24 protein-coding genes are annotated in these 23,492 nt (G+C 62.7%); 6 read left to right on the top strand and 18 right to left on the bottom strand.

The genetic code is table 11. The features are described from left to right. The 8 genes from ABT23_RS00440 to ABT23_RS00405 form a co-directional block, all read right to left on the bottom strand. Positions 1-771: a SprT family zinc-dependent metalloprotease gene (locus tag ABT23_RS00440; RefSeq protein ID WP_296629649.1), complete on the bottom strand. Its 771-nt coding sequence runs from the start codon at positions 769-771 to the stop codon at positions 1-3. Then, positions 689-1,411 (bottom strand): lysophospholipid acyltransferase family protein, encoded by a 723-nt coding sequence (locus ABT23_RS00435; protein ID WP_296629646.1) that lies wholly within the window; start codon positions 1,409-1,411, stop codon positions 689-691. Before ABT23_RS00435 ends, ABT23_RS00440 begins: the two co-directional genes overlap by 83 nt. Beyond that, positions 1,408-1,950: a D-glycero-beta-D-manno-heptose 1,7-bisphosphate 7-phosphatase gene (gmhB, locus tag ABT23_RS00430; protein WP_296629645.1), complete on the bottom strand. Its 543-nt coding sequence runs from the start codon at positions 1,948-1,950 to the stop codon at positions 1,408-1,410. The genes ABT23_RS00435 and gmhB overlap by 4 nt, the downstream gene beginning before the upstream one ends. Before the next feature lie 10 nt (positions 1,951-1,960). Continuing rightward, positions 1,961-4,069, bottom strand: coding sequence for a glycine--tRNA ligase subunit beta (glyS, locus tag ABT23_RS00425; protein ID WP_296629642.1), 2,109 nt, complete (start codon positions 4,067-4,069; stop codon positions 1,961-1,963). Further along, entirely contained in the window at positions 4,066-4,989 is a 924-nt protein-coding gene (gene glyQ / locus ABT23_RS00420; protein WP_296629641.1) for a glycine--tRNA ligase subunit alpha, read from the bottom strand. Before glyQ ends, glyS begins: the two co-directional genes overlap by 4 nt. A gap of 289 nt (positions 4,990-5,278) precedes the next feature. Next, the gene (locus tag ABT23_RS00415) at positions 5,279-5,935 is read right to left on the bottom strand and encodes a molybdopterin-binding protein (protein WP_296629639.1); all 657 of its coding nucleotides are present in this window, start codon (positions 5,933-5,935) and stop codon (positions 5,279-5,281) included. 106 nt (positions 5,936-6,041) lie between these two features. After that, positions 6,042-6,890, bottom strand: coding sequence for a cytochrome b/b6 domain-containing protein (locus ABT23_RS00410; RefSeq protein ID WP_296629638.1), 849 nt, complete (start codon positions 6,888-6,890; stop codon positions 6,042-6,044). 86 nt (positions 6,891-6,976) lie between these two features. Then, a complete protein-coding gene (locus tag ABT23_RS00405) occupies positions 6,977-8,935 on the bottom strand; it encodes an ATP-binding cassette domain-containing protein (RefSeq protein WP_296629636.1) in 1,959 nt (652 codons plus the stop codon). 274 nt (positions 8,936-9,209) lie between these two features. Between ABT23_RS00405 and ABT23_RS00400 the strand changes: the two genes are divergently transcribed. Next, positions 9,210-9,362, top strand: a complete 153-nt coding sequence (locus ABT23_RS00400) for a hypothetical protein (RefSeq protein ID WP_296629633.1) — start codon at positions 9,210-9,212, stop codon at positions 9,360-9,362. Positions 9,363-9,385: 23 nt separating this feature from the next. Next, positions 9,386-9,517 carry a hypothetical protein gene (locus ABT23_RS00395; protein ID WP_281166656.1) on the top strand — a complete coding sequence of 44 codons (132 nt, stop codon included), beginning with the start codon at positions 9,386-9,388 and terminating at the stop codon, positions 9,515-9,517. A gap of 4 nt (positions 9,518-9,521) precedes the next feature. Here the strand turns inward: ABT23_RS00395 and ABT23_RS00390 are convergent, their stop codons facing one another. Beyond that, entirely contained in the window at positions 9,522-10,805 is a 1,284-nt protein-coding gene (locus tag ABT23_RS00390) for an ATP-binding protein (protein ID WP_296629632.1), read from the bottom strand. After that, positions 10,802-11,515, bottom strand: a complete 714-nt coding sequence (locus ABT23_RS00385) for a response regulator (RefSeq protein WP_296629630.1) — start codon at positions 11,513-11,515, stop codon at positions 10,802-10,804. Before ABT23_RS00385 ends, ABT23_RS00390 begins: the two co-directional genes overlap by 4 nt. A gap of 148 nt (positions 11,516-11,663) precedes the next feature. Between ABT23_RS00385 and ABT23_RS00380 the strand changes: the two genes are divergently transcribed. From ABT23_RS00380 to ABT23_RS00370, 3 genes are read left to right on the top strand one after another with little or no spacing between them, the layout of a single operon-like run. After that, the gene (locus ABT23_RS00380; protein ID WP_296629629.1) at positions 11,664-11,954 is read left to right on the top strand and encodes a hypothetical protein; all 291 of its coding nucleotides are present in this window, start codon (positions 11,664-11,666) and stop codon (positions 11,952-11,954) included. A gap of 45 nt (positions 11,955-11,999) precedes the next feature. Beyond that, a complete protein-coding gene (locus ABT23_RS00375) occupies positions 12,000-12,587 on the top strand; it encodes a glycine zipper 2TM domain-containing protein (protein WP_296629627.1) in 588 nt (195 codons plus the stop codon). A 43-nt stretch (positions 12,588-12,630) separates the two neighbouring features. After that, entirely contained in the window at positions 12,631-13,005 is a 375-nt protein-coding gene (locus ABT23_RS00370; protein ID WP_296629625.1) for a hypothetical protein, read from the top strand. A 58-nt stretch (positions 13,006-13,063) separates the two neighbouring features. On the opposite strand, the gene ABT23_RS00365 is transcribed toward ABT23_RS00370, so the two are convergent. The 6 genes from ABT23_RS00365 to ilvA all read right to left on the bottom strand — a co-directional run bounded on the left by ABT23_RS00365 (position 13,064) and on the right by ilvA (position 21,780). Beyond that, positions 13,064-14,944, bottom strand: coding sequence for a potassium transporter Kup (locus tag ABT23_RS00365; RefSeq protein WP_296629623.1), 1,881 nt, complete (start codon positions 14,942-14,944; stop codon positions 13,064-13,066). A 35-nt stretch (positions 14,945-14,979) separates the two neighbouring features. Then, a complete protein-coding gene (locus ABT23_RS00360) occupies positions 14,980-15,726 on the bottom strand; it encodes a ferredoxin--NADP reductase (RefSeq protein WP_296629621.1) in 747 nt (248 codons plus the stop codon). A 126-nt stretch (positions 15,727-15,852) separates the two neighbouring features. Further along, complete coding sequence (locus ABT23_RS00355) at positions 15,853-17,085, bottom strand: multifunctional CCA addition/repair protein (protein WP_296629618.1); 1,233 nt, start codon at positions 17,083-17,085, stop codon at positions 15,853-15,855. 16 nt (positions 17,086-17,101) lie between these two features. Next, a complete protein-coding gene (locus ABT23_RS00350) occupies positions 17,102-18,139 on the bottom strand; it encodes a complex I NDUFA9 subunit family protein (protein WP_296629616.1) in 1,038 nt (345 codons plus the stop codon). Positions 18,140-18,236: 97 nt separating this feature from the next. Continuing rightward, complete coding sequence (locus tag ABT23_RS00345) at positions 18,237-20,180, bottom strand: transglycosylase SLT domain-containing protein (RefSeq protein WP_296629614.1); 1,944 nt, start codon at positions 20,178-20,180, stop codon at positions 18,237-18,239. Between the two features lie 82 nt (positions 20,181-20,262). Further along, positions 20,263-21,780, bottom strand: coding sequence for a threonine ammonia-lyase, biosynthetic (gene ilvA, locus ABT23_RS00340; RefSeq protein ID WP_296629612.1), 1,518 nt, complete (start codon positions 21,778-21,780; stop codon positions 20,263-20,265). A gap of 80 nt (positions 21,781-21,860) precedes the next feature. On the opposite strand from ilvA, the gene rpiA reads away from it, so the two are divergent. After that, a complete protein-coding gene (rpiA, locus tag ABT23_RS00335; protein ID WP_296629610.1) occupies positions 21,861-22,517 on the top strand; it encodes a ribose-5-phosphate isomerase RpiA in 657 nt (218 codons plus the stop codon). Positions 22,518-22,520: 3 nt separating this feature from the next. Here the strand turns inward: rpiA and ABT23_RS00330 are convergent, their stop codons facing one another. Continuing rightward, positions 22,521-22,718 carry a DNA gyrase inhibitor YacG gene (locus ABT23_RS00330; protein ID WP_296629608.1) on the bottom strand — a complete coding sequence of 66 codons (198 nt, stop codon included), beginning with the start codon at positions 22,716-22,718 and terminating at the stop codon, positions 22,521-22,523. Then, entirely contained in the window at positions 22,715-23,470 is a 756-nt protein-coding gene (zapD, locus tag ABT23_RS00325) for a cell division protein ZapD (RefSeq protein ID WP_296629606.1), read from the bottom strand. The genes ABT23_RS00330 and zapD overlap by 4 nt, the downstream gene beginning before the upstream one ends. Between the last annotated feature and the right edge of the window lie 22 nt (positions 23,471-23,492).

Here is a 23,492-nt window from a genome sequence, read left to right as displayed (position 1 = left end):
TTACACAAGAAACAGGGAGTTGCCCATTGTGCGCAACTCGGCGCGCCTTGCCAATGCATCGGGACACAGCTCGGCAACCACCGCCCAGAAGCGCGGCGAATGGTCGAGATGGACGAGATGAGCCAGCTCATGCGCGGCGACATAGTCGATGAGCGCGAGCGGCGCCTGCACCAGCCGCCAGTTGAGGCGGATATGGCCACGCCGGGTGCAACTGCCCCATTGCGTCCGCGCGTCGGACAAGGCAAAACGACTGGGCCCGCGCCCCAACCTGCGTGCGATGCGCGCAAGCCGCCAGGCCAGCAAACGTTCGGCACGGGCAATCAGCCAGTCGCGTACCAGTTCTCCGGCATCCGCATCCAGCGGCGCATAGACCCGCAGGGTGTTGCCGTGCCGGCGTATCTCGTGGAATAGCGAGGACCGGACATCGAGCCTCAACCGGCGTCCCAGATAGCGCAGTTCGTTCGCAGGCGTCGACTCCGCTTGCCGAACGTGTGCATGCATGCGCGCCCAGGTCCGATGCAGCCAGTCATGCTGTTGCCGCACATAGGTCTCGATCTCGGCACGTGGGGTCCAGCTCGGGGCATGGATGCGTACCTCGTGCGCTGTAACCGTCAAGCCCAGCGTGCGGCGGCGGCGCGAACGTCGCAACAGATAGGGAACGGCGGCGTCGCCGATCTGCAGGACGCCGCTATTGGCGTGTGGCAGCAGGGGGCAACCTCGCCATTTCGGTTTCGATCCAGGCTTCGACCATGCGCGTGAGTTCGGCGGCACTTTTGCCCTCCGTCGGAATCGCCGGGCCGATGCGCACGGTCACCGTGCCGGGATGCTTGATGAAGGCATTCTTTGGCCACACTTCGCCGGCATTGTGCGCCACCGGCACGATAGGCGCCCCGGTTTCGGCCGCCAGCCAGCTGCCGCCGATGCCGTACTTGCCCTTTTCGCCCGGCGCCACGCGCGTTCCTTCGGGGAACACCAGCACCCAGAATCCCTGTGCCAGCTTCTCCCTGCCCTGGCTGACGATCTGCTTCAGCGCTTCGCGCCCGGCGCTGCGGTCGATGGCGATGGGCGAGAGCATGCGGAATGCCCAGCCGAAGAACGGCAGCTTGAGCAGTTCCTGTTTGATCACCGGCGAGACCGGCGGAAACAGACACAGGAAGGCCACGGTCTCCCAGGCCGACTGATGCTTGGCGAGGATGACGGCGGGTTGCACGGGCAGGTTCTCACGCCCCTCCACCACATAGCGGATCCCCACGACCCAGCGTGCCAGCCAGATCACGGTATGGTTGTAGCCGGTAATCAAGCGGTAACGCGTGTGCGCCGAAAAAGGGAAGCTGAAGAACGCCACCATACTGAAGAAAATCGTCAGCGCAGTCTGCAGGACCGCGAAAATCACCGACCGGATCAGGCTCATGCCGCAGTCTTGAGCAGGTGATCGACTGCCTCGCCCAGGTCGGCGTAGACCGGCGTATTCTCGGGCAACCCCCCGGCCGCCAGGGTCCGCTCGCCTTTCCCGGTGCGCACCAGCAAGGGGCTTGCCCCCACGCTGGCGGCCGCCAGCAGATCACGCAGCGAATCACCTATCGCCGGAACGTCCCGCAGGTCACGCCCGTAACGTGCCGCGATCTCGTCGAACAAGCCTGGCTTGGGCTTGCGGCAGCCGCAGTTCATGTCGGCCGCATGCGGGCAGTAGAACACCGCCTCGATACGCCCACCCGCCTGCGACACCGCCTTGTGCATCTTGGCGTGGATGGCGTTCAGCGTCGCCATCTCGAACAGCCCGCGCGCCAGCCCGGACTGATTGGTCGCCACCACCACGCGCCAACCCTCGCGTGTCAACCGCGCGATCGCCTCCAGACTGCCGGGAATGGGTTTCCATTCGTCCGGAGACTTGATGAACTGATCGGAGTCGAAGTTGATGACGCCGTCGCGGTCGAGAATGATGAGCTTCATGGACGAAATATTACGCCGCCAGACGCGACAAGTCCGCAACCCGGTTCATGGTCCGGTGGAGCTGGTTCAGCAGCGCCAGACGGTTGGCCTTGAGGGCGGGATCGTCGGTGTTGACCATCACATTGTCGAAGAAGGCGTCGACCGGGGATTTGAGGGCAGCGAGCGCCTGCAGCGAGGCTGTGTAATCGCCCACAGCAAAGGCCTTGTCTGCATCGCGTCCAATGGCTGCAACTTTGGCCACCAAGTCTTTTTCAGCGTCCTCGACGCAGCGTACAGGATCGGGCTCGTCGCCCACTTCGCCCTCGGCTTTCTTCAGGATGTTACCGACACGCTTGTTGGCGGCGGCGAGCGCTGGGGCTTCCGGCAAATCTGCAAAGGCCCGTACCGCAGCGAGTCGCTTGGGAATATCACCCAGGCGTTGAGGTTTGAGGGCGACGACTGCATCGACTTCCTGTGCCGAGTAACCCTGCTCACGCAACATTCCCGAAAGGCGATCGAACATGAAGGTTGCGACTTGGTCCGCGACATCCTCGTGGAGCCCACACATGGTGGCCGCAAGCACCAAGAGATTATCTATTTCCGATGGCAGATCACGCTCAATTAGAATGCGGATGACACCTAACGCATGGCGACGCAATGCAAAGGGATCTTTGTCGCCGGTCGGTTTTTCGCCAATCCCGAACAATCCGACCAAGGTTTCCAACTTGTCGGCTAGCGCCACGCACACACCAACATCGTTACGCGGCAGTTCATCACCAGCAAAACGCGGCTTGTAGTGGTCCTCGATGGCAAAAGCGATATCGTCCGAAAGGCCATCGTGCTGCGCGTAATAACGCCCCATGATGCCCTGCAATTCGGGAAACTCACCGACCATATCGGTGAGCAGGTCAGCCTTGGCCAGAAGCGCAGCCTGATCTGCCTTCAACGCTAGCGCATCCCCACCAATTCTCTGGCCAATGGCGCGAGCTACAGCCTGCACTCGCGTCACACGCTCCCCCTGGGTTCCGAGCTTGTTGTGATACACAACCTTGGCCAGCCCAAGCACACGCGAATCGAGCGCTTTCTTGCGGTCCTGGTCAAAGAAGAACTTGGCATCGGCAAGGCGTGGGCGCACCACGCGCTCGTTGCCCTGGATCACGGCCGACGCATCGGCGGGCGAGATGTTGGAGACGATGAGGAACCGGTTGGTCAGCTTGCCCGCCGTGTCCAGCAACGGGAAGTATTTCTGGTTGGCCTTCATCGTGAGGATCAAACATTCCTGCGGCACCTCGAGGAAGGCTTCCTCGAACTTGCCGACCAGCACGTTGGGACGCTCGACCAGTGCGGTGACCTCGTCCAGCAGGGCATCGTCCTCAATCGGCTTCAGACCCAGCGGCGTGGCGGCGGCCTGCAATTGGCGAACGATCTCGGCACGGCGCTCGGCAAAGCTCGCGATCACGGCGCCCTCGTCCGCCATCTGCAGGGCATAACAGTCAGCATGGGTGATCGCCACCGGGTCCACGCGCGCCTCGAAACGATGCCCCTGCGTCATGCGACCGGCTTCAAGGCCAAGCACCGAGACGGGGACAACGTCAGCGCCGTGCAGCGCAATCAAGCCATGTGCCGGACGCACGAAATTGACCGTTTCCCAGCCTTCGCCCGACGGGTCGGGATAGGTCATCACCTTAGGTATTGGGAGACTTTGAATCACCTCACGCAGGGAGAAGGAAAGATGCAATTGAAGTGAATCGCCACTTATCTCGCGGTTAAGGTAGATGTAATCGGTGCCATTCTCTGCGACATTTACCAGAGAATCGCCAAGGGCACGTTGTAGACCACCTTCCTTTTCTAAGCGTTTTGTCAGGGCAGGTGAAGGCTGACCGGAAGAGTCATAGCCTACAGAGACTGGCATTAACTTTTTATGTTCCTTCCGATTCGGAGCTTTGTCGCGGACATTAGTAATAACAGCTGCCAACCGTCTGGGAGTAGCGTATGCAGTAACTGAGAAGCCTGTATCGAGCAAATTATCCCGCTCTAAATTTTTAGCGAGCGTTTGAGCAAAAGCCTCGCCCAGCTTCTTCAGCGCCTTGGGCGGCAGTTCCTCGACGAATAATTCAACCAGTAAATTTTGTGCGCTCATGCTGCCGCCTTCTTTGCAATTTCCGCAGTAACTTCATCAGCCCACGCACGTGGCGCCATCGGAAAACCGAGCCGCGCCCGGCTATCGAGATAGCTCTTCGCCACGCTGCGCGCGAGGTTGCGGATGCGGCCAATGTAGGCGGCGCGCTCGGTCACCGAGATCGCGCCGCGGGCGTCGAGCAGGTTGAAGGTGTGTGCGGCCTTCAGCACCTGCTCGTAGGCCGGCAGCGCCAGCTGCGCCGCCATCAGTTCCTGCGCCGTCTTCTCGTGCGCGCCGAAGGCGGTCAGCAGGAAGTCGACGTCGCTGTGCTCGAAGTTGTAGGTCGACTGCTCGACCTCATTCTGATGGTAGACGTCGCGGTAGCTTAGGCCTTCGGTCCAGACGAGGTCGTACACGCTTTCCACGCCCTGCAGGTACATGGCAAGCCGCTCCAGTCCGTAGGTGATTTCGCCGGTGATCGGCTTGCAGTCGATGCCGCCGACCTGCTGGAAGTAGGTGAACTGGGTCACTTCCATGCCGTTCAGCCACACCTCCCATCCCAGACCCCAGGCGCCGAGGGTGGGGTTCTCCCAGTCGTCCTCGACGAAGCGCACGTCATTCTTTTTCAGGTCGAAGCCGAGCGCCTCGAGCGAGCCGAGATACAGTTCGAGGATGTCGGCCGGCGCGGGCTTCAGCACCACCTGGAACTGGTAGTAATGCTGCAGACGATTGGGGTTGTCGCCGTAGCGGCCGTCCTTGGGCCGGCGGCTGGGCTGCACGTAGGCCGCCTTCCAGGGCTCGGGGCCGAGCGCGCGCAGGAAGGTTGCGGTGTGCGAGGTGCCGGCGCCGACTTCCATGTCGTAGGGCTGCAGCAACGCGCAGCCGCGCTCGCCCCAGTAGCGTTGCAGGGTGAGGATGATGTCCTGAAAGGTGGGTTTCACGGCGGATTAGCGGCTTTTCGGGAAAGCGGCATTTTAGCGTGGTTAGTGGGGGTTTCGTTGTCAGTTAATAGCCGGGACCGCAATAGACGACTGACCGTTGGCCGGGCAACCCCCGGCCAACGGTCAGCCGTCCTGCGAAATCCTTCACTACTCCGAACAGCGCTTCGACAGGCTCAGCGCGAACGGTGCGGGGTGTAGCGCGCAAAGCAATCGCAACTGAACACGAGCGCTGGCTGGATTGCTTCTCTGCGTTCGCAATGACGGCACGGTGTGCGGCATGCCGCGCAAATCATATCCCGGCATACCATTCGTAGCCTTGATCCTCCCAATAGCCGCCCTTGCCGCCCGCGATATTGTCCAGGTGGTCGACGAGCTCGATCTGCATGATGTACTTGGCCATCTTGTAGCCCAGCTGGCGCTCGACGCGCACGCGTATCGGCGCGCCGTTCTTGATCGGCAATGGCTCATCGTTCAGTTCATAGGCAAGCAGGGTCTGGGCGTGCCAGGCGTCTTCCATGTCGATGCTCTCGTAGTAGCGCGTTCCCATGTCGTCCATCGGGTCCGCACAATAGAACACCACGTATCGTGCCGACGGATACGGCTGGACCTGTTCCAGCACCCGGCTCAACGGCACACCTTTCCATTTTCCGATCGCGCTCCAGCCTTCCACGCAATCGTGGCGGGTGATCTGGGTCCGGCTGGGCAAGGCTTTCAAATCGTCGAGTGAATAGGCGCGCGGCTGTGCCACCAGGCCGCCGACCTTCAGCCGGTAATCGGCAAACCGGTTGGCTGCCAAGGCCTGGTAAAGCGGGTTGGCCGGGTTGTTCGTGCCATTGCTGCGGAAATCCGGAGACAGGTCGGCCTCGGTGAACTCCTGCGCCATGGCCTTGCGCGGCAGCAACAGGCGTTGTGCGCCAAACGTCAGTCTCTCTGCGCTGTCCAGCATCCGTGTAAACCACGCACTATGCGACAACCGATCGCACCCTGACAGCAGCAGCGTACCGCCGGCGGCCAGCGCACGCAGCAAGAATCGCCGGCGGCCGTTCCCCTGACTAGGCATGCTTGTCCTCGTCGGCCGCAATCCGGTAACGGCCGGTCAGCATCGAGCGCAGGTTGTTCCAGAAACCGCTGACGATCACCTCGAACACGTGGATGAACACGAATGCCACCAGTGCCCAAGCCACCAGGAAATGGAGCGTGCGTGCCGACTGGCGACCGCCGAATACGTCGATCCAGCCCGGAACCAGCGAATCCAAGCCCGGCGACATGGCCCACCCCATCAGGATCAACAGGGGAAACAGCACGAATATCACGACGAGATACGCGAGTTTTTGCAGGATGTTGTAGCGTCGGGTGGCCTCACCCCGCGCATGCCGCAGCAACAGGTGGTCCTTGATGGACCGCCCGATCGAACGCCAGTCGGTTCGGGTGGGCGTGAGGTCGCGCACCAGGTGACGGCTGGCCAGCGTATACGCCAGGTAGGCCAGTCCATTGATGACCAGCACCCAGGCAAAAAAGAAATGCCAACGCCGCGCCATCGCCAGCCATTGCCCGCCCGGAAGCGTGATCCACGCGGGGAAACCGCGCGGGACCGATTCGCCGTCCATGCCGGCCGACAATCCCAGCACACCGGTCGTATCGTATTCATGCCCCAGAATGCGCGTAACGCCCTGCGGATTGCCCTGCGCATCCATGCGTGCAAACATGTGCAGAATCGGCGGACGGCCGTTGTAGGAAGACTTTCCCCAGTTCAGCGCCGGGTGCGCATTGAATATCTGCAGGCCGCTCATCAGCAGCAACACAAAGGCGAGCACGTTGACCCAGTGCATGAGGCGAACCGGCCAGGCGTGCCGCCGGTACCAGATGGTCTGAACCCCTGCAGCGGTATCGTGTGGCGGCATGGAGGCCTCAGCCAGGTACGCGGGAACAGTTCAACATAGGCGAGAAGCGCATAAAACCCAAGCCCGGGCCAAGGCGCCCGCCCCGGTCAGGGGTTTTCCACCTCCAGCGCCTCGATCTGCCCGGACAGTTCGAGCCATTTTTCCTCCTCACGCCCCAGTTCGTCATTGACGTGCTGGAGCTGCCGGCCCGTTTCCGTGATGTCCTCGACCGACAGGGTTCCGGCCAGCCTCGCTTCAAGCTCGGCTTTCTCGGCCTGCAGCGCGGCCATGCTCTTGTCGAGCTTTTCCAATGCCTGTTTCAGCGGTTTGAGTTTCCCCGAAGGCGCTGCACGTTTCCCAACGACAGGCGGCGCTTCGACCTTGGGCGGTTCGGCGGCCTTGCCTGCCTCTTTCAAGCTTTCACGCAGCCGCTTGCCCTCGTCCAGCAGATAGCGCTGGTAATCGTCCAGATCGCCGTCGAATGGCTCCACGCCGCCACGCGTCACCAGCCAGAATTCGTCGCACACCGCACGCAGCAGGGCACGGTCGTGGCTGACCAGCATCACCGTGCCCTCGAATTCGTTCAGGGCCATCGCCAACGCCTCACGCGTGGCCAGATCGAGGTGGTTGGTCGGTTCATCCAGCAGCAACAGGTTCGGACGCTGCCACACGATCATGCACAGCACGAGCCGTGCCTTTTCACCGCCGCTCATGGTGCCGACCGCCTGCTTGACCATGTCGCCACTGAAGTTGAAGGTACCGAGGAAATTGCGCAGGTCCTGCTCGCGGCTGCTGAACTGGCCGGCCCCGCCGTTGGCAATCGTGTCGCGGGCGAGGCGGATCATGTGTTCCAGCGGCGTGTCGGCAGGACGCAGGACGTCGAGTTCCTGCTGCGCGAAGTAGCCGATGTTGAGGCCCTTGCCCTCGGTCACCGTGCCGGCGACCACCGGCAGCGTGCGCGCGACGGTCTTCACCAGGGTCGACTTGCCCTGGCCGTTGGCACCGAGGATGCCGATACGCTGGCCGGCGAAGACCGACTTGCTGACGTGCTGCACGATCACCGTCGGCGGCGTGCCGGTCGGCGCGTCCGCAGACGGCGGGTAGCCGAAGCTGGCGTCGTCGATCGTCAGCATGGGGTTGGGCAGGTTGAGCGGTTCCTTGAATTCGAAGGTGAAATCGGCGCTCGCCAGCATCGGCGCCAGTTTTTCCATACGGTCGAGCGCCTTGACCCGGCTTTGCGCCTGCTTGGCCTTGCTGGCCTTGGCCTTGAAGCGGTTGATGAAGGCCTGCAGATGGGCGATCTTGTCCTGCTGGCGGGCGAACGCTGCCTGCTGCAGCGCCATCTGCTCGGCGCGCATGTCCTCGAACGTGCTGTAGTTACCGCCGTAACGGGTGAGTTGGCCGTTTTCGATATGGATGGTGACGTTGGTCACGGCATCGAGAAACTCGCGGTCATGGCTGATCACCAGCAGGGTGCCGGGGTATTTCTTGAGCCAGGCTTCCAGCCATACCAGGGCATCGAGATCCAGGTGGTTGGTGGGTTCGTCGAGCAGCAGCAGGTCGGACGGACACATCAGCGCGCGCGCCAACTGCAATCTCATGCGCCAGCCGCCGGAAAAGCTGTTGACCGGTTGATTCAGTTCGCGCACCTGAAAGCCCAGTCCCAGGATCAGCGCCTGCGCGCGCGATTGCGCATCGTGGGCGCCGGCGTCGTGCAGCGCCATGTAGGCGTGCGCCATGCGCTCGCCGTCGTCGCTGGCCTCGGCGGCAGTCACCTCGGCCTGCGCCTCGGCCAACTGGGTGTCGCCGGCGATGACGAAATCGGTCGCGCTCTCGCTCGTCTCCGGCATGTCCTGCGCCACCTGTGCCATGCGCCACTGCGACGGCATCGAAAAGTCGCCCTTGTCTTCATGCAGGGTGCCGTTCAGCAGCGCGAACAGGCTGGACTTGCCGGCGCCGTTGCGGCCGACCAGGCCGACCTTTTCGCCGGGGTTGATCGACACCGACGCGTTGTCGAGCAGGACCTTGGCGCTACGCCTAAGGCTGAGATTCTTGAGGATGATCATGCAGACGATGCGGTGCGCCGAAACGCCCCGCCCAAACCGAAAGCCGGATTCTACCTTGCCGCCCCGATTCGCCCGGCCGGCATGTCGACTGTTTAACGCTTCGACACGGGATGACGGTTTTCCGTCAATTCACGTCACGGCCTGCGCCTGCGCCATAAACAAGCCACACGCATCCATTTGTTTTATTTACACTTTTTTCGCCACAACCACTACCCCCCAGATGGCACAGGCATTGCAGGTATTCAGGCAAGCAAGTCAACCCAAGGAGCACATCATGAAACTGCAATTCGGCAAAAACCAACTGGTCCTCGAACTCAGCTCCTCACCTTTTGCCTGGTTCCACGGCCAGACCGAACGCATGAGCCTCACCAGCCTGTCGCTGCTGTTCGTGCAATTCTCCCTGTTTGCCCGTCAGCCTGCCGTCTGATGCAAGTCGGTCGAGCCACCAGCGTGAGCATCAATCTGTCTCGCTCGCCGTTGGGATTCTTTAGCGGCAGCACCTGCCGCATGTCGATGTTCAGCCTGACGCTGCTGTTCGTCGAATTCCGGGTGCTGCGACGCACGACCGCGCAGTGCGCGTGACCGCCTAACGGCGGATTTCCAGTATCGCCTCCAGCCCGCCTTGCGGGCGATTGCGCAACACCACCTTCAAACCGTTCGTTTCCGCCAGCTGCCTCACGATCGCCAGCCCGAGGCCTGTTCCCCCGGTTGCCTGCGAACGCGACGTTTCCAGCCGATAGAACGGTCTGAACACTTTCTCCAGCTGATCGTCCGGAATACCGGCACCGGCATCGCGCACGACCACGCGCGCCAGATTCCCGGTGCATTCCAGCACCAGTTCGACCGGCGTGCCGCCGTAACGCTGCGCATTCTGGATGAGGTTCGACACGATCTGCCGCACAGCCAGGCGGCTGGCCTCGATCATGCATGGCGCGGCGCCCGGCCACGGCAGGTTCGCATCGACCGCAGCCTCTTCCAGCAGGCCGGCGAGGTCGAAGCGCACCCGGTTTTCCGCCTGGGTGGTACGCGCCAGTTCCAGATATCCCGCAATCAGCTTGTTCATGTCGGCCAGATCGGCCACCGCACGGTCGATACGCGCCTGGCTGGGAGCATCGCGCAACATTTCCAGGTTGAGCTGCAGCCGTGTCATGGGAGTACGCAGGTCGTGCGAAATGCCTGCCAGCAGGGTGGTACGGTTATCCAGCAGTGCACGCACCTCGGCCGCCATGGTGTTGAAGCGACGAGCGAGTTCGGCGAGTTCGGCAGGGCCGGTTTCAGGCAAGGGTTCGGGCAATTCGCCCGCCCCGACCTGCCTGGCTGCGCCTGCCGCGCGCGCCAGCGGCACGGTGATGCGGCGCACCAGGAACAAGGCTGTCAGCAGACTGAGAAACGTGCCCAGGGCAACAACTGCGATGGCCGCCAGCGGCGGCTTGACGGCGTAACGGCGCGGGAAGAAGCCGGCATGCAGATCATGGCCACCCACTGGAATATCCAGCCAGGCCGCTTCGGTTCCGGGTACGCCGCGCAAGACCACATCGTCGCCCACGCGCCGGCTCAGCGCAGCCTCGATCTGGGTACGGAAGGCGAAATGCGGCGCGTCCGCAGTCGCGCCAATATTCACGGTAGTCAGGCGCAGCCCGTGGCGGCGCGCCAGTTCGCGCTCGAACGCTGCGCGCGTCTGTGGTGGGAGCTCTACCCAGGTTTGCGCCGACAGCACGATCAGGCCAGCCAGATCGTCGGCCGAGCGCTCCGCCACCGGTACGATCAGGGTGCGATACACCACCCAGAATGCGGCTGCCTGAAACACGACGAAAGCCAGCGCCAGCGTCAGTGCGGTGCGGGCGAACAAGGAGCGAGGGAAGTGCTTCACCCCTTGCCCTGCGGCACGAACAGGTAGCCCTGGCCGCGCTGGGTGCGGATATAGGCTGGATTGGCCGGGTCATCCTCGATCTTCTTGCGCAGGCGATTCACCCGGACGTCGATGCTGCGGTCGAACGGATCGCGTTCGAATCCCCGCAGCTGGTCCATCAACCAGTCGCGCGACAGCGCACGGTTGGCATGGGTGACGAAGATTTCCAGCAGTTCGTATTCGCCGCTGGTCAGCGGGATCTCGGCATCGTCGCGACTGAGCGTACGGGCGTCGAGGTTGACGCTGAACGGGCCGAAATGCACCAGCCGGGCGGTTTCGGCCGCGGCCGGTGCTGCCGCGCCATTCTGTCGCCGCAGCACCGCGCGGATACGGGCCAGCAGTTCACGCGGATTGAACGGCTTGGGCAGATAGTCGTCGGCGCCGACCTCAAGGCCGATGATGCGGTCGATGTCTTCACCCCGGGCCGACAGCATGATGATGGGCGGAAAGCCCGGCTGCGCACGCAGTCGCCGCGCGACCGACAGGCCATCTTCGCCCGGCATCATCCAGTCGAGCACCAGCAGATCCGGCAGGCCGGCGGCCAGCAGGCGATCGAGCGCGGGCGCATCTTCCGCCGTTTCGACCTGATAGCCCTGGCTTGCCAGATATTCGGCCACTAGTTCGCGGATACCCGGGTCGTCGTCGGTCACATAAATGATGTCTTTTTCCATGTGGCAAATATATCAGCAGGGACGGCAGGCTATCCGCCGGTTACACACTGTTACAAAATCACCCCTGCGTGAAACAGTGCGCTTACTTTCCTCAACCAAACTGCGAAGCGTGGAAGCGAAACAAGCAACCACAGAAATGGAGACCACGATGAACACACGACGAAACTGGATTATTGGGCTGGCTGGATTGGGACTGGTGATTGCCGTCCCGGTTCAGGCGGCGCCGAACTTCGTGGATGGCGTGATCATCGTGGCCAAGCGCGATCGCGCCGACGAGGCTCGACAGGATGCGCGCGATGACCGCTGGGACGCGCGACGTGACACGCGGCGCGATGCCAGACGCGACCGCGGCGACGAGCCCCAAGGTTACGGCTACGGCTACGAGCGTCGCCAGCAACGCAAATTCGAGGATGAGGGTCACCCCCGCGACCGTCGCTGACCTCGGCGCGCAAGCACTGAATTCACTGTAGCAAGGAGAGTAAGCATGAAAACACGCCTTCTGAACACGACTCTGGTCGCCGCCCTGCTTGTCGCCAGCGGCGGCGCGTACGCCGGCCCCGGCCGTTATGACGCGGATGGTTTCGTCACCCGTGCCCGCGTGCTTTCGAGCACGCCGATCTACGACACGGTCAACGAACCGCGCCGCGAATGCTGGACCGAAACCGTTGGCCACGAAACCCGCAGCTACCGGGAAGGAAATGGCGGCGGCGGTGCGATTCTCGGCGCCATCGCCGGTGGCCTGCTCGGTTCCACCGTCGGCAAGGGCGACGGTCGGGTGGCCGCCGCTGCCGTGGGCGCAGCCACAGGCGCCGTGGTAGGTGACCGCTGGAATGGCGGCGGCACACGCTACGAGGAAACGCGCCCGCGTCAGGTCGAGCGTTGTCGGGTCCAGGATAACTATCGCCAGGTCGTCAGCGGCTACGACGTGCGCTACCGCTTCCAGGGACGCGAATACAGCACCCGCCTGCCGTACGACCCCGGCAAGTGGCTGACGCTGAACGGGAACTTTTCGGTGGCCGATGATCCGCGCGATGCGCGCTGGAACGACGATCGCGGCGACTGGAACGATTGACGCGCATCCGCAGACCCACCCTAATCTGTAAAGGAGAACAACCATGTTACGCACCCTGCTGCTTGCAGCCACCCTGCTCACCGCTTCCAGCGCCAGTTTCGCCCATGGCGGCAGCTACGGTTATGGCCGTGTGGTATCGGTCGAGCCGAACGTTGTCATTTCTTTCGGGACCTATCGGCCTGATGGCTTCCGGGTCCTGTACGAATCAGGCGGCAGCCGTTACTGGACCCGAACGTCATACTATCCCGGCCCCACCATCATGCTGCCGCCGCCCTATCGGGTCGAGCGCGTCTATTACCGCGGTGACTACAGGCCTTGGGATGATCGTGGCTGGAACCACCGCCACGGTGGGCGGGATGGCTGGCGCGAGGAGCGCCGGGAACATCGCCGCGAGCATCGCCGTCATGACTACGACTGAGCCGGCTCGGGACGATGGCCTGCGAACGCATCTGATTCGGATGTGTAAAGAACCCGGTTCAGATTTCCACCCGTGAGCCCAGTTCGATCACCCGGTTCGCAGGCAGGTTGAAATATTCCACCGCACTGCCGGCATTGCGCGACACCCACCGAAACAGCTGTTCGCGCCAGTGGGACATCCCGCTTTCAACTCCCTTGCTGGGGACGATGGTTTCGCGGCTCAGGAAATACGAGGTCTGCATGGGCTCGAACGTCAGGCCGAATTGCGGCCCCAGGCCTTCGAGCGCAGCGGGCACGTCGGGACGGTTCTTGAAACCGAAGGTGAGGATGACGGCATAGGCTTCGTTGCCCAAGGGTTCGACCTGCATGCGGTCTTCGAACGCTACCCACGGTTCGGTCTTGATCCTGACGGTGAGGAACACCAGCCGCTCATGCAGCACCCGGTTGTGGTTGAGGTTGTGCAGCAGCGCATGCGGCACGGTGTGGGCACTGGCATTGAGGAATACTGCGGTTCCCGGGACGCGCGTCGGCGGATGCGCCATGAGACCGGCGAGGAAATCGGTCAGGGGAATATCCGCTGCGCCAACCTGAGCCAACAGACAGCGCCTTCCGCGCACCCAGGTTCGCATGACGATGAACACCAGGCTCCCCAGGATCAGCGGAAACCAGCCGCCCTCGGTGATTTTCAGCAAGCTGGATGAAAAGAATGCGGCATCGATCAGCAGGAACATGGCAGTCACCGCAAGACTGCCGAACAGGCCATACCCCCACCCGTAATGAATGACGAAAAAGGTGAGCAGCGTCGTCACCAGCATGGTGCCGGTTACGGCGAGCCCGTATGCGGCGGCGAGGTGGTCCGACTTGCCGAAGCCGGCGACCACCCCCACGACGAGCACGAACAGCAGCCAGTTGACGACCGGAATGTAGATTTGTCCGAAAGCCTTGGACGACGTCTGCACCACCTGCATGCGTGGCAGGTAGCCCAGCTGGATGGCCTGCCGCGTGAGCGAGAAGGCGCCGGTGAGGGTCGCCTGAGCGGCGATCACTGTCGCAGCGGTAGCCAGCAGCACCATGGGATAGAGTGCCCATGCCGGGTAAAGCAGAAAGAAGGGATTGTGCCCGGCAGCGGGTATCCGCGACAACAGGGCGCCCTGCCCCAGATAATTCAGCACCAGAGCAGGAAACACCAGGCCATACCACGCCAGCCTGATCGGCGCGCGACCGAAATGCCCCATGTCAGCGTAGAGCGCTTCGGCACCGGTAAAGGCCAGCAGCACGGCCCCCAGCACCACGAACGACGCAAAGCCATGCTGGGTGATGAACCACCAGGCATGTTCCGGATACAGTGCGTTCAGTACCTGTGGATAGTGCGCTATCTGGTATACGCCCCCCACCGCCAGCGCGACAAACCAGAGCATTGCGATCGGACCGAACCAGGCACCCACACTGGCCGTGCCATGCTGCTGCATGATGAACAAGCCGGTGAGTACGGCGATTGCCAGCGGCATCACATAGGGTTCGAACACATGGGTGCCGACCGACAAGCCTTCGACCGCCGACAGCACCGAAATCGCAGGGGTCAGCACGGCATCGCCGTAGAACAGTGCAGCGCCCGCCATGCCGGCCAGCGCCACCATACGCAATGCACGCGGCCGCTCCGCGACGGCCTGCCGTGCCAGCGCAAGCAAGGCCATGATGCCGCCTTCGCCGTGGTTGTCGGCACGCAGCACCAGCAGCACGTATTTCAGGGACACCACCAGCATCAACGCCCAGAAAATCGCCGACGCGGCGCCTAGCACGGTCTCGGGCCCGGCGGGGATGCCATGGGCCGGGCTCAGGGTTTCCTTCAGGGCATAGAGCGGACTGGTGCCGATGTCGCCATAGACGACACCGAGCGCGGCAAGGGTCAGCGCCGCGCGGCTGTGAGCGTTTGCTTCCATGAAGCGGGATGCCGGGAAGGGGCGAAGCCGGCAGATTATTCGTGGTGCACGACAAACGCAACTTCAGTGGTGAAATTGCCGATACCTCGATGGTTGGTCAACGTCCAGCCTGTGTCCTTCAAATGATGCGTGAGTTCGCGCGTCATCGCCGGATTGCCGCAGATCATCACGCGGTCATGTTCCGGATCGGGGGCGGGCAGGCCGAGACGTTGCGACAGCGCCCCCGAACGGAACAGATCGCCGCCGCGTTCGGGGGTGGGAAACGGCTCGCGCGTCACGGTCGGCACGTAATACAGCTGCGGGTTGTCCATTGCCTCGATTTCGGCACGGTAGGCCAGTTCGGCCACGGTGCGCACCGAGTGCACCAGCACCACGTTTTCATAGCGTGCATAGAGTTCTGGATCGCGGATCAGGCTCATGAACGGCGCCAGCCCGGTGCCGGTGGCGAGCATGTACAGCACGCGGCCGGGCAATACATGGTTCAGCGTGAGCGAACCTGTAGCCTTGCTGTTGACCCACACGCTGTCACCGGGACGGATATGGACCAACTGGCTGGTCAAGGGGCCATCCGGCACATGGATGCTGAGAAACTCCAGATGGTCGTGGTCGGCAGTGGAAACGATGGAATACGCGCGTGCCACCAGCTTGCCTTCGCGCTTGAGGCCGATGGTGACGAACTCGCCGTTCTCGAATGAAAAATCCTGCGGACGGCTCAGGGTAAAGCTGAATGTTTTGTCCGACCATGGACGCACCGACTGCACCGTTTGCTCGCTGTAAGGCATGCTCCCCTCCGTTTCAGATTTCGATCGATCTTGCCGCACCGTCTCGCGACGTGCAACAAACCCACTCGGGAATTGGACGCCCATGACGGCGCGCAGTTCCAATCCATATACTGCTGTTCTCACGCCCTATTTGCGTTCAATCCCGGCTCCGTGATCGCGCCACGCCGCCACGGCCTGGATACGCGCCTGGAAGATCGCCTCTCGTATTCCTGTCGGCTTTGCGTTGCGCGCCACCTCGGCGGCATCGATGGTCTGCGCCGCCAGCAGTGCCTGGCGGAGATACCCTGGTGCGGGAAACGGTTTTTCCTCGTAGCCGGGCCGGCCGCGGAAATCGCATTCGCACGCCTGCAGGAAGGCGTCGAAGCGCTCGGGACGGCGGAAGGCATCGACCCGTTCCAACAATTCGACAATCGTTCCGGGACGCAACTCAAGCGCGCGATGGACGTTGCCATGATCGCGCGCCACCGCGACCGCGAGGTCGCGGCAATCAACCGGCACGCGAACGCGCTCGCTCAACGCCCGCACCAGATCGACGCTTTTGGCTTCGTGACCATGGTGTGCAGGCCACAACTCGGGAGGCGTCACGCCCTTGCCCAGGTCATGCGTCAAGGCCGCAAAGCGCACCGGCAAGCTCATGCCCTGGCGTGCCGCCCAGTCGACGACGAGCATGACGTGAACACCGGTATCGATTTCGGGATGGTGCGCGGGCGGCTGCGGCACGCCGAACAGGCGATCGATCTCGGGAAACAGCCGTGCCAGCGCGCCGCAGTCGCGCAGCACCTGAAACATGCGCGAGGGCTGCGCCTCCATCAGGCCGCGTGCGATTTCCTGCCACACGCGCTCAGGCACGAGCGCGTCGATTTCGCCGTTGTCGACCATCTGCCGCATCAGCGTGTTGGTTTCCGGCGCCACGACAAAGTCGGTGAAGCGCGCGGCGAAGCGCGCGACCCTCAGAATCCGCACGGGGTCTTCGGCAAAGGCCTCGCTCACATGGCGGAAGATTTTTTCAGCGAGATCGGCCTGCCCGCCGTAAGGATCGACCAGCGTACCATCCTCATCTTCGGCTATCGCATTGATGGTGAGGTCGCGTCGGCGCAGATCCTCTTCCAGCGTAACTTCCGGTGCGGCATAGACGGTAAAACCCTTGTAACCGTGCCCGGATTTGCGCTCGGTGCGCGCGAGCGCATATTCCTCATGGGTTTGCGGGTGCAGGAAGACCGGAAAATCCTTACCGACCGGCTGGTAGCCCAGCGCAACCATGTCGTCGGGCGTCGCGCCGACGACGACATGATCGCGGTCGGCCACCGGCAGTCCCAGTAGCCGGTCACGCACTGCGCCGCCAACGATGTAGGTTTTCATGGCGACGCAGCGGTTCCTAGCGGTGGGCGTTTTCCCGGTAATCCTCGTACCGCGCGCGCGGCGTATCGGCGCGCAGGTATTCGGGGGCGATGGCTTCGAGCGACGCCGGCTGGAAATCGAACACCGACGGCCAGCCGCCGCGGCATACGTTGTCCGTGCACAGGGCATAGTAGTTGTCGCGTGTCATCAGCTTCTTGCCGGGTTTGAATTCCAGCGCCCAGGCCTGGAAATACGACATCCATTTGCCCAGCGGGATGATGCTGCGCTTCTTGCCGATGACGTCGCCCACGTAGCTCACCAGCTCCTGCAGGGTATACGCGTTTGGACCGCACAGATCGTAGGTCTGGCCGTAGGTGGCGGTGTTATCCAGGCTATCGGCAAAGGCGCGGGCGACATCCTCGACATGCACCGGCGCAAAGCGGCTGCCGGACGCGGCGAGCGGCAGGACCGGAAAGCTTTTGAGCAACCGGGCGAACATCGACAGGAAGGAATCGCCGCGGCCGAATATCACCGACGGACGGAAGATGGTGACGTTGAGGTCGTAGCCATGAATGAATTTGGGTCCGTTGAGGTACCAGTTCTCATGCTCGTTGTGGCGCATGGCGGCCTCCCGTACCAGCGCCTCGGCAATGCCCTTGGAGCGCTGATAGGCCGAGCGCGAGTTCGGATCGGCACCGAGCGCGCTCATGTGCAGCAGACGATGCACGCCGGATTCGCCACAGGCATGAATGATCTTGCGCGGCAGTTCGACATGGACCCTCTGGAAATCACCGCGGCGTGCACTGGGCAGATCGACGCGACCGACCTTGTCTTCGTGCAGGATACCGACCAGATTGATGACGGCATCCATGCCGCGGAAATGCTGGATGAGTTCCTGCTGGTCGTGCACGTCGGCCTCGATCACTTCCACCGTGGGGAGCAGAATCAGCTCCTTGGCCATTTCGCGGCGATGGGAAAGCACACGGACCTGGAGACCGCGCGCGGCGAGCTGGCTGACGAGCTGGGTACCGACGAAACCGGAGCCGCCGAGGATGCAGATGCGTTGAATCTTCATATTGATGTTCGTTTAGGTATATAAGGCAATTCTGATTTTAGCCCGGAAGTTTCATAAATTTGCACGGTACCCGCGCTGGCTGTATGAAACGTCCAGACTAGCCGTCCGGCTGTTCGACTTCCGACGAGCTATCCGGATCGGTTGTCGGTGCGACCGGCGTCTCGCGCGGGGGGACCAGTCCCAGCCGCTCTTTCAATAGCACCGAGGGCTGCCCGAAACGCACTGCGTAATACATGGCGTTGCTCATCACTTTCTTCACGTAGTCGCGCGTTTCCGCAAACGGGATCGACTCGATGTAGATCGCGGCTTCCATCGGTTGTGCGCTGCGCCAGCGCTGCGCACGTCCTGGGCCTGCATTGTAGGCGGTGGTGGCCAGTACCGGCGAACCGTCCAGCGTGGACAGCACGTGTTTCAGGTAATACGCGCCAAACTGGATGTTTCTGGCCGGATCGCGCATCTCGTCCACCTGGAAGCGCCGGATGCCGAGGCGTTTCGCAATCCAGCGCGCCGTGGCCGGCATGATCTGCATCAGGCCGGCAGCACCGACGCTCGAGCGCGCGACATTGACGAAACGGCTTTCCTGCCGCATGAGTCCATACACCCACGCCTCGTCGATGCCATTCTCGCGCGCGGCTTGATGCGCCTGCTCGCGGTAGGGCGCCAGAAAACGCAACTCGAAATCGTGCAGTTCGCGGGTGCGTTCGGCCGTGTTGATGGCGCTGTCATACCATTCCATGCGCCGGGCGAGTTCGGCCGCCGCCAATAACTGCGTATCGGAAAACCCCCGGACTGCCCAGTTCCATTCCTGGGTGGCATCGGCGCGCAGGCCGAGTTCGTAGAGGGCCACGGCACGGGCAATTCCCGGCTGGCGGGCGATCTCGGCCACGTCGTTGCCGCCCGTCTTGATGTTGACGGCGGGTGCCGCCTGCATGACTGGCCCGAGTTCTTCCTGGGCAAGCTGGCTGTAGTAATCGTGGTCATGCGACAAGGCCAGAAAAATAGCGTTGGCGGCCACGTGCTGGCCACTTGCCTGCAGCGCGCGCGCGCGCCAGTAGCGCCACACCGGCTGCGCGCGTAGAGCCTCTCCCATGCTGTCGATCGCCTGCTGAACGACTTTCCAATCGCCCACACGAAGCGCTGCGCGTGCCCACCATTCACGCTGGGCATCGTTCACTGCCACGCTCCCGGCCTGCTGGAACCAGTCCAGTGCGAGCAATTCGTGACGACGCGCGGCCCAGGTGGCGAGCCGTGCCCAGGCCGTGCGCAATTCCATCGGGTTGAACTGCGGTGCCCATTTGCGCAATGCCTGTTCCGCCTGGGCGGAGTCGCGCCGGGCCAGTTGGTCGAGCACATAGAGCGCAATTTCACGGTCGCTGCGACGGGCCAGATCGAGGGTGCCCGCATTCAACAGACGGGCTGGATCGCGCGTAGCCTGATCCAGCAAGCTGCCAGACGGACGTTGTGCTTCGGCCAGGGCATTGGCTACCACCTTGGCCACATTGAGATTCCCCGCTTCCAGCGCCAGACGGAAACGCCGCCAGATGTCTTCCTCGCCGATCAGTCCCGCCTCGATCAACTGCGTGAACAGGGGGCTACAGGCCGACGGCATGTCGCGGCCGGTAAACCACAAGGAAACCGCCTCGCGCTCGTGACTGCGATTGCCCTGGGCCCATTCCCCGCGATAGGCGTAGCACTGAAGCGCCGCATCGGGTTTGACGAGCCGCGGATATTCGGCCAGGAACGCCGGCCAGGCTTCGCGCGCACCGAGCGATTTCAACCAGTCGGTGCGCAAAACCTCGGCCAGCCGGCTACCCGGGTAGCGCGCAAGGAAATCAGCGATACGGGCATCCTCGGTTCGGCTGTCCAGGGTCAGACGCCAGTACTCGACATAGGGCGCCAATACATGATCGGAGGGTATCTTGCGCGCGGCACGTTCCAGATCCGCCAGCTTACGTGCGGCATATGCCTGTTGCGCCTGCTTCACGGCAGCATCGCCCGGCGCGGCCCAGGCGGCCGTCACGATGAAGGCCCCCAGCAGCAAAAAAACGATTATCCGAAGCATCGTGCGAGGGTAACACGCACGATGCACACCATCCCGGGTACCGAGGCGCATGAACGTTGCGTCAGGCCAAGAATAGTTTGTAGGCCGGATTGCGGGATTCGTCCCAGTAGCGGTAGCCCAATTCGTCCAGAAACTTCTGGAAACGGGGCTTTTCCTTTTCCGGCACCTGAATGCCGACCAGCACGCGGCCATAGTCGGCGCCATGGTTGCGATAGTGGAACAGGCTGATGTTCCAGCCACGGCTCATGCTCTGCAGAAATTGCATCAACGCGCCGGGGCGCTCCGGGAACTCGAAACGGTACAGCACCTCGTTCACTGCTTCGGGCGCCCGCCCGCCGACCAGATGGCGGATATGCAGCTTGGCCATTTCGTTGTCGGTCAGGTCGAGCGCTTCCAGCCCATGACGTTGCAGCAGTTCGACCACGCGCGCGCTTTCGCCCGCCCCCGGCACCGACAGACCGACGAACACCCGCGCGATCTTGGGGTCGGAATAGCGGTAGTTGAACTCGGTGATGTTGCGCGCACCCAACAGGCCGCAAAAAGTCTTGAAGCTGCCCGGCGTCTCGGGAATGGTCACGGCCAGCACGGCCTCGCGCTTCTCGCCCAGTTCGGCGCGCTCGGCGATATAGCGCAAGCGGTCGAAGTTCATGTTGGCCCCGCTGGCCACCGCGACCAGCGTCTTCCCCTTGAGCCTGTCAGCTGCGATCGCGGCCTTCATCCCGGCAATCGACAGCGCACCGGCCGGCTCCAGAATCGAGCGCGTGTCCTCGAACACGTCCTTGATCGCCGCACAGATGGCGTCGTTGTTGACCCGAATGATCTCGTCGACATACAGCTGCGACAGCCGGAAGGTTTCCTTGCCGACCTTCTTCACTGCCACACCGTCGGCGAATATGCCCACGCGCGGCAAGGTGATGCGGTCGCCCTTGCACAACGAGCGTGCCATCGCGTCGGCATCCTCGGGTTCGACGCCGACAATCTTGATCTCCGGACGCAGACGTTTGATATAGGCCGCCATGCCGGCAATCAGCCCGCCGCCACCGACCGGAATATAGACCGAATGAATCGGCTCGGGATGCTGGCGTAGCAGTTCCATCGCCACGGTGCCCTGACCGGCAATCACATCAGGATCGTCGTAAGGATGAACGAAGGTCGCCTTGGATTCCTTGGCGATCTGGGTTGCATGCGCGCAAGCCTCATCGTAGTTGTCGCCGTGCAGGATCACCTGTGCGCCACGCGCGGCCACCGCATCGACCTTGATCTTTGGCGTGGTGGCCGGCATCACGATGATGGCCGTTGCACCCAATTTCTGCGCCGCCAGCGCTACACCCTGCGCGTGATTGCCCGCTGACGCGGCGACTACGCCCCGCGCCAGCTGCGCCACCGTCAGCTTGGCCATCTTGTTGTAGGCGCCACGGCACTTGAAGGAGAACACCGGCTGCAGGTCTTCGCGCTTCAGCAGAATCTGGTTATTGAGACGGCGCGACAGATTGTGGGCCACATCGAGCGGCGACTCGATCGCCACGTCGTAGACGCGCGAGGTGAGGATGCGTTCGAGGTAATCGTCAGGTTGGCTCATGGCGGCGGCGGATGCGAGGTTTGTAAAAAGAGGGCGATGCCGCTATCTTAGCGGGCTGCATCGAAAACGACGAAAACATCATGACTCAAGACGAAATGAAGCAAGCCGTGGCACGTGCCGCGGTGGATTATGCCAAGGGCGGCATCATCGGGGTAGGCACGGGCTCGACCGCCAACTATTTCATCGACGCGCTGGCCGAAGTGAAAGGCCGCATCGACGGCGCCGTCGCCAGCTCAGAGGCAACCGCCAGCCGCCTGAAAAGCCACGGCATCCAGGTGCTCGATCTCAACAATGTGGGCGAGCTTGAAATCTACGTCGACGGTGCCGACGAAATCACCGAGCACTTCGCCATGGTCAAGGGCGGGGGCGGCGCGCTGACGCGGGAAAAAATTGTCGCGGCGTGCAGCAAGCAGTTCATCTGCATCGCCGATGAAAGCAAGCTGGTCGGCGTGCTCGGCAAGTTTCCGCTGCCGGTCGAAGTCATCCCGATGGCGCGCTCCTACGTGGCGCGCGAGTTGGTGAAGCTGGGCGGACAGCCCCGTCTGCGCGAAGGCTTTACCACCGACAACGGCAACCTCATCCTCGACGTGCACGGCCTGTCGATCGTCGACCCGGTATCGCTGGAAACCGCGATCAATCACATTGTCGGCGTGGTCACCAACGGCCTGTTCGCGCGGCGCGGCGCGGACGTGCTGCTGCTCGGCACGCCCAATGGCGTCAAGACCTACACGAAATAATCCTTACTGCGGCTGCGGGGACTCGTCGTCGGGTTCCTGCTCTTCGGCCGGCACGCGATATTTTTCGGTGGCCCACTGGCCCAGATCGATCAGCTTGCAACGCTCGCTGCAGAACGGCTTCCAGCGGTTTTCCGCCGACCACGTCACGGCCGCCCCGCAGGTCGGGCAACTGACGACCGGGGGTGTGATGGCGGTTTTCACAGCGTGCAGAAGGTCAGGTCGAAATCAATCGACTGGCCGGTACAGGTTCGCTGCGCACCCGATCCCGCATGGACAAAGCGAATGTTGAGCATGTACTTGTTGGCCGAAATTTCGGGCACACAAGGCAGTTCGTCGACCAAAGTGACCCGGATCAGTTGCGGATTGCGCGATTCGAGCATGCGCTGATAGCTGCCATTGTTCGCATGCTGCAGATCGGGCTGGCCGCTGTCGCGCAGCAGGCCGAGTACGATTTCAACGGCGGCGCGAATCGACGAAAACGGCGCCAGCCACTTGTGCAGCTGGTCCACACGCATCTCCGCCGCCTGATGCAACCAGTAATGATAGGAAGGCAGATCGAATTCGCACATGCCGCCCGGGATCGCCGCGCGTTGCTTGATCGCCATCAGCCAATCGTCTTCGCGCAGGTGCTGGCCCACTTTCCCAGGCAACTGGTACATGCCATGGTGGGCTGCCTCGATCGCGGTCAGCACCTGTTCCAGCGTGGCGCCCTGGACATGAGGATTACCGCGTAGCGCAGTCAGCACGGCTTTCTGCCGATCCAGTTCCTGCAGCAGGTCGGATTTCAGGTCGGCGCGCGCCGCGACCTCGGCCATCTCGAACAGGGTCAGCAAGGCTGCATGATGCGCGTGCGAATCGGACGATGCGGCGTAGGCATCGAAACGGTCGAACAGGTCTTCCAGCCGCAAAAGCGTGCGGATGCGTTCGCTCAGGGGATATTCGTAGTGGATCACGCCGCAACGCGTTGGTTTGGTT

The organism is Thiobacillus sp. SCN 63-57 (genome assembly GCF_001725555.1).
Lineage (GTDB): Bacteria > Pseudomonadota > Gammaproteobacteria > Burkholderiales > Thiobacillaceae > Thiobacillus.
The sequence above is the reverse complement of the archived record's forward strand: the minus strand, read 5'-3'. Positions and strand labels throughout refer to the sequence as shown.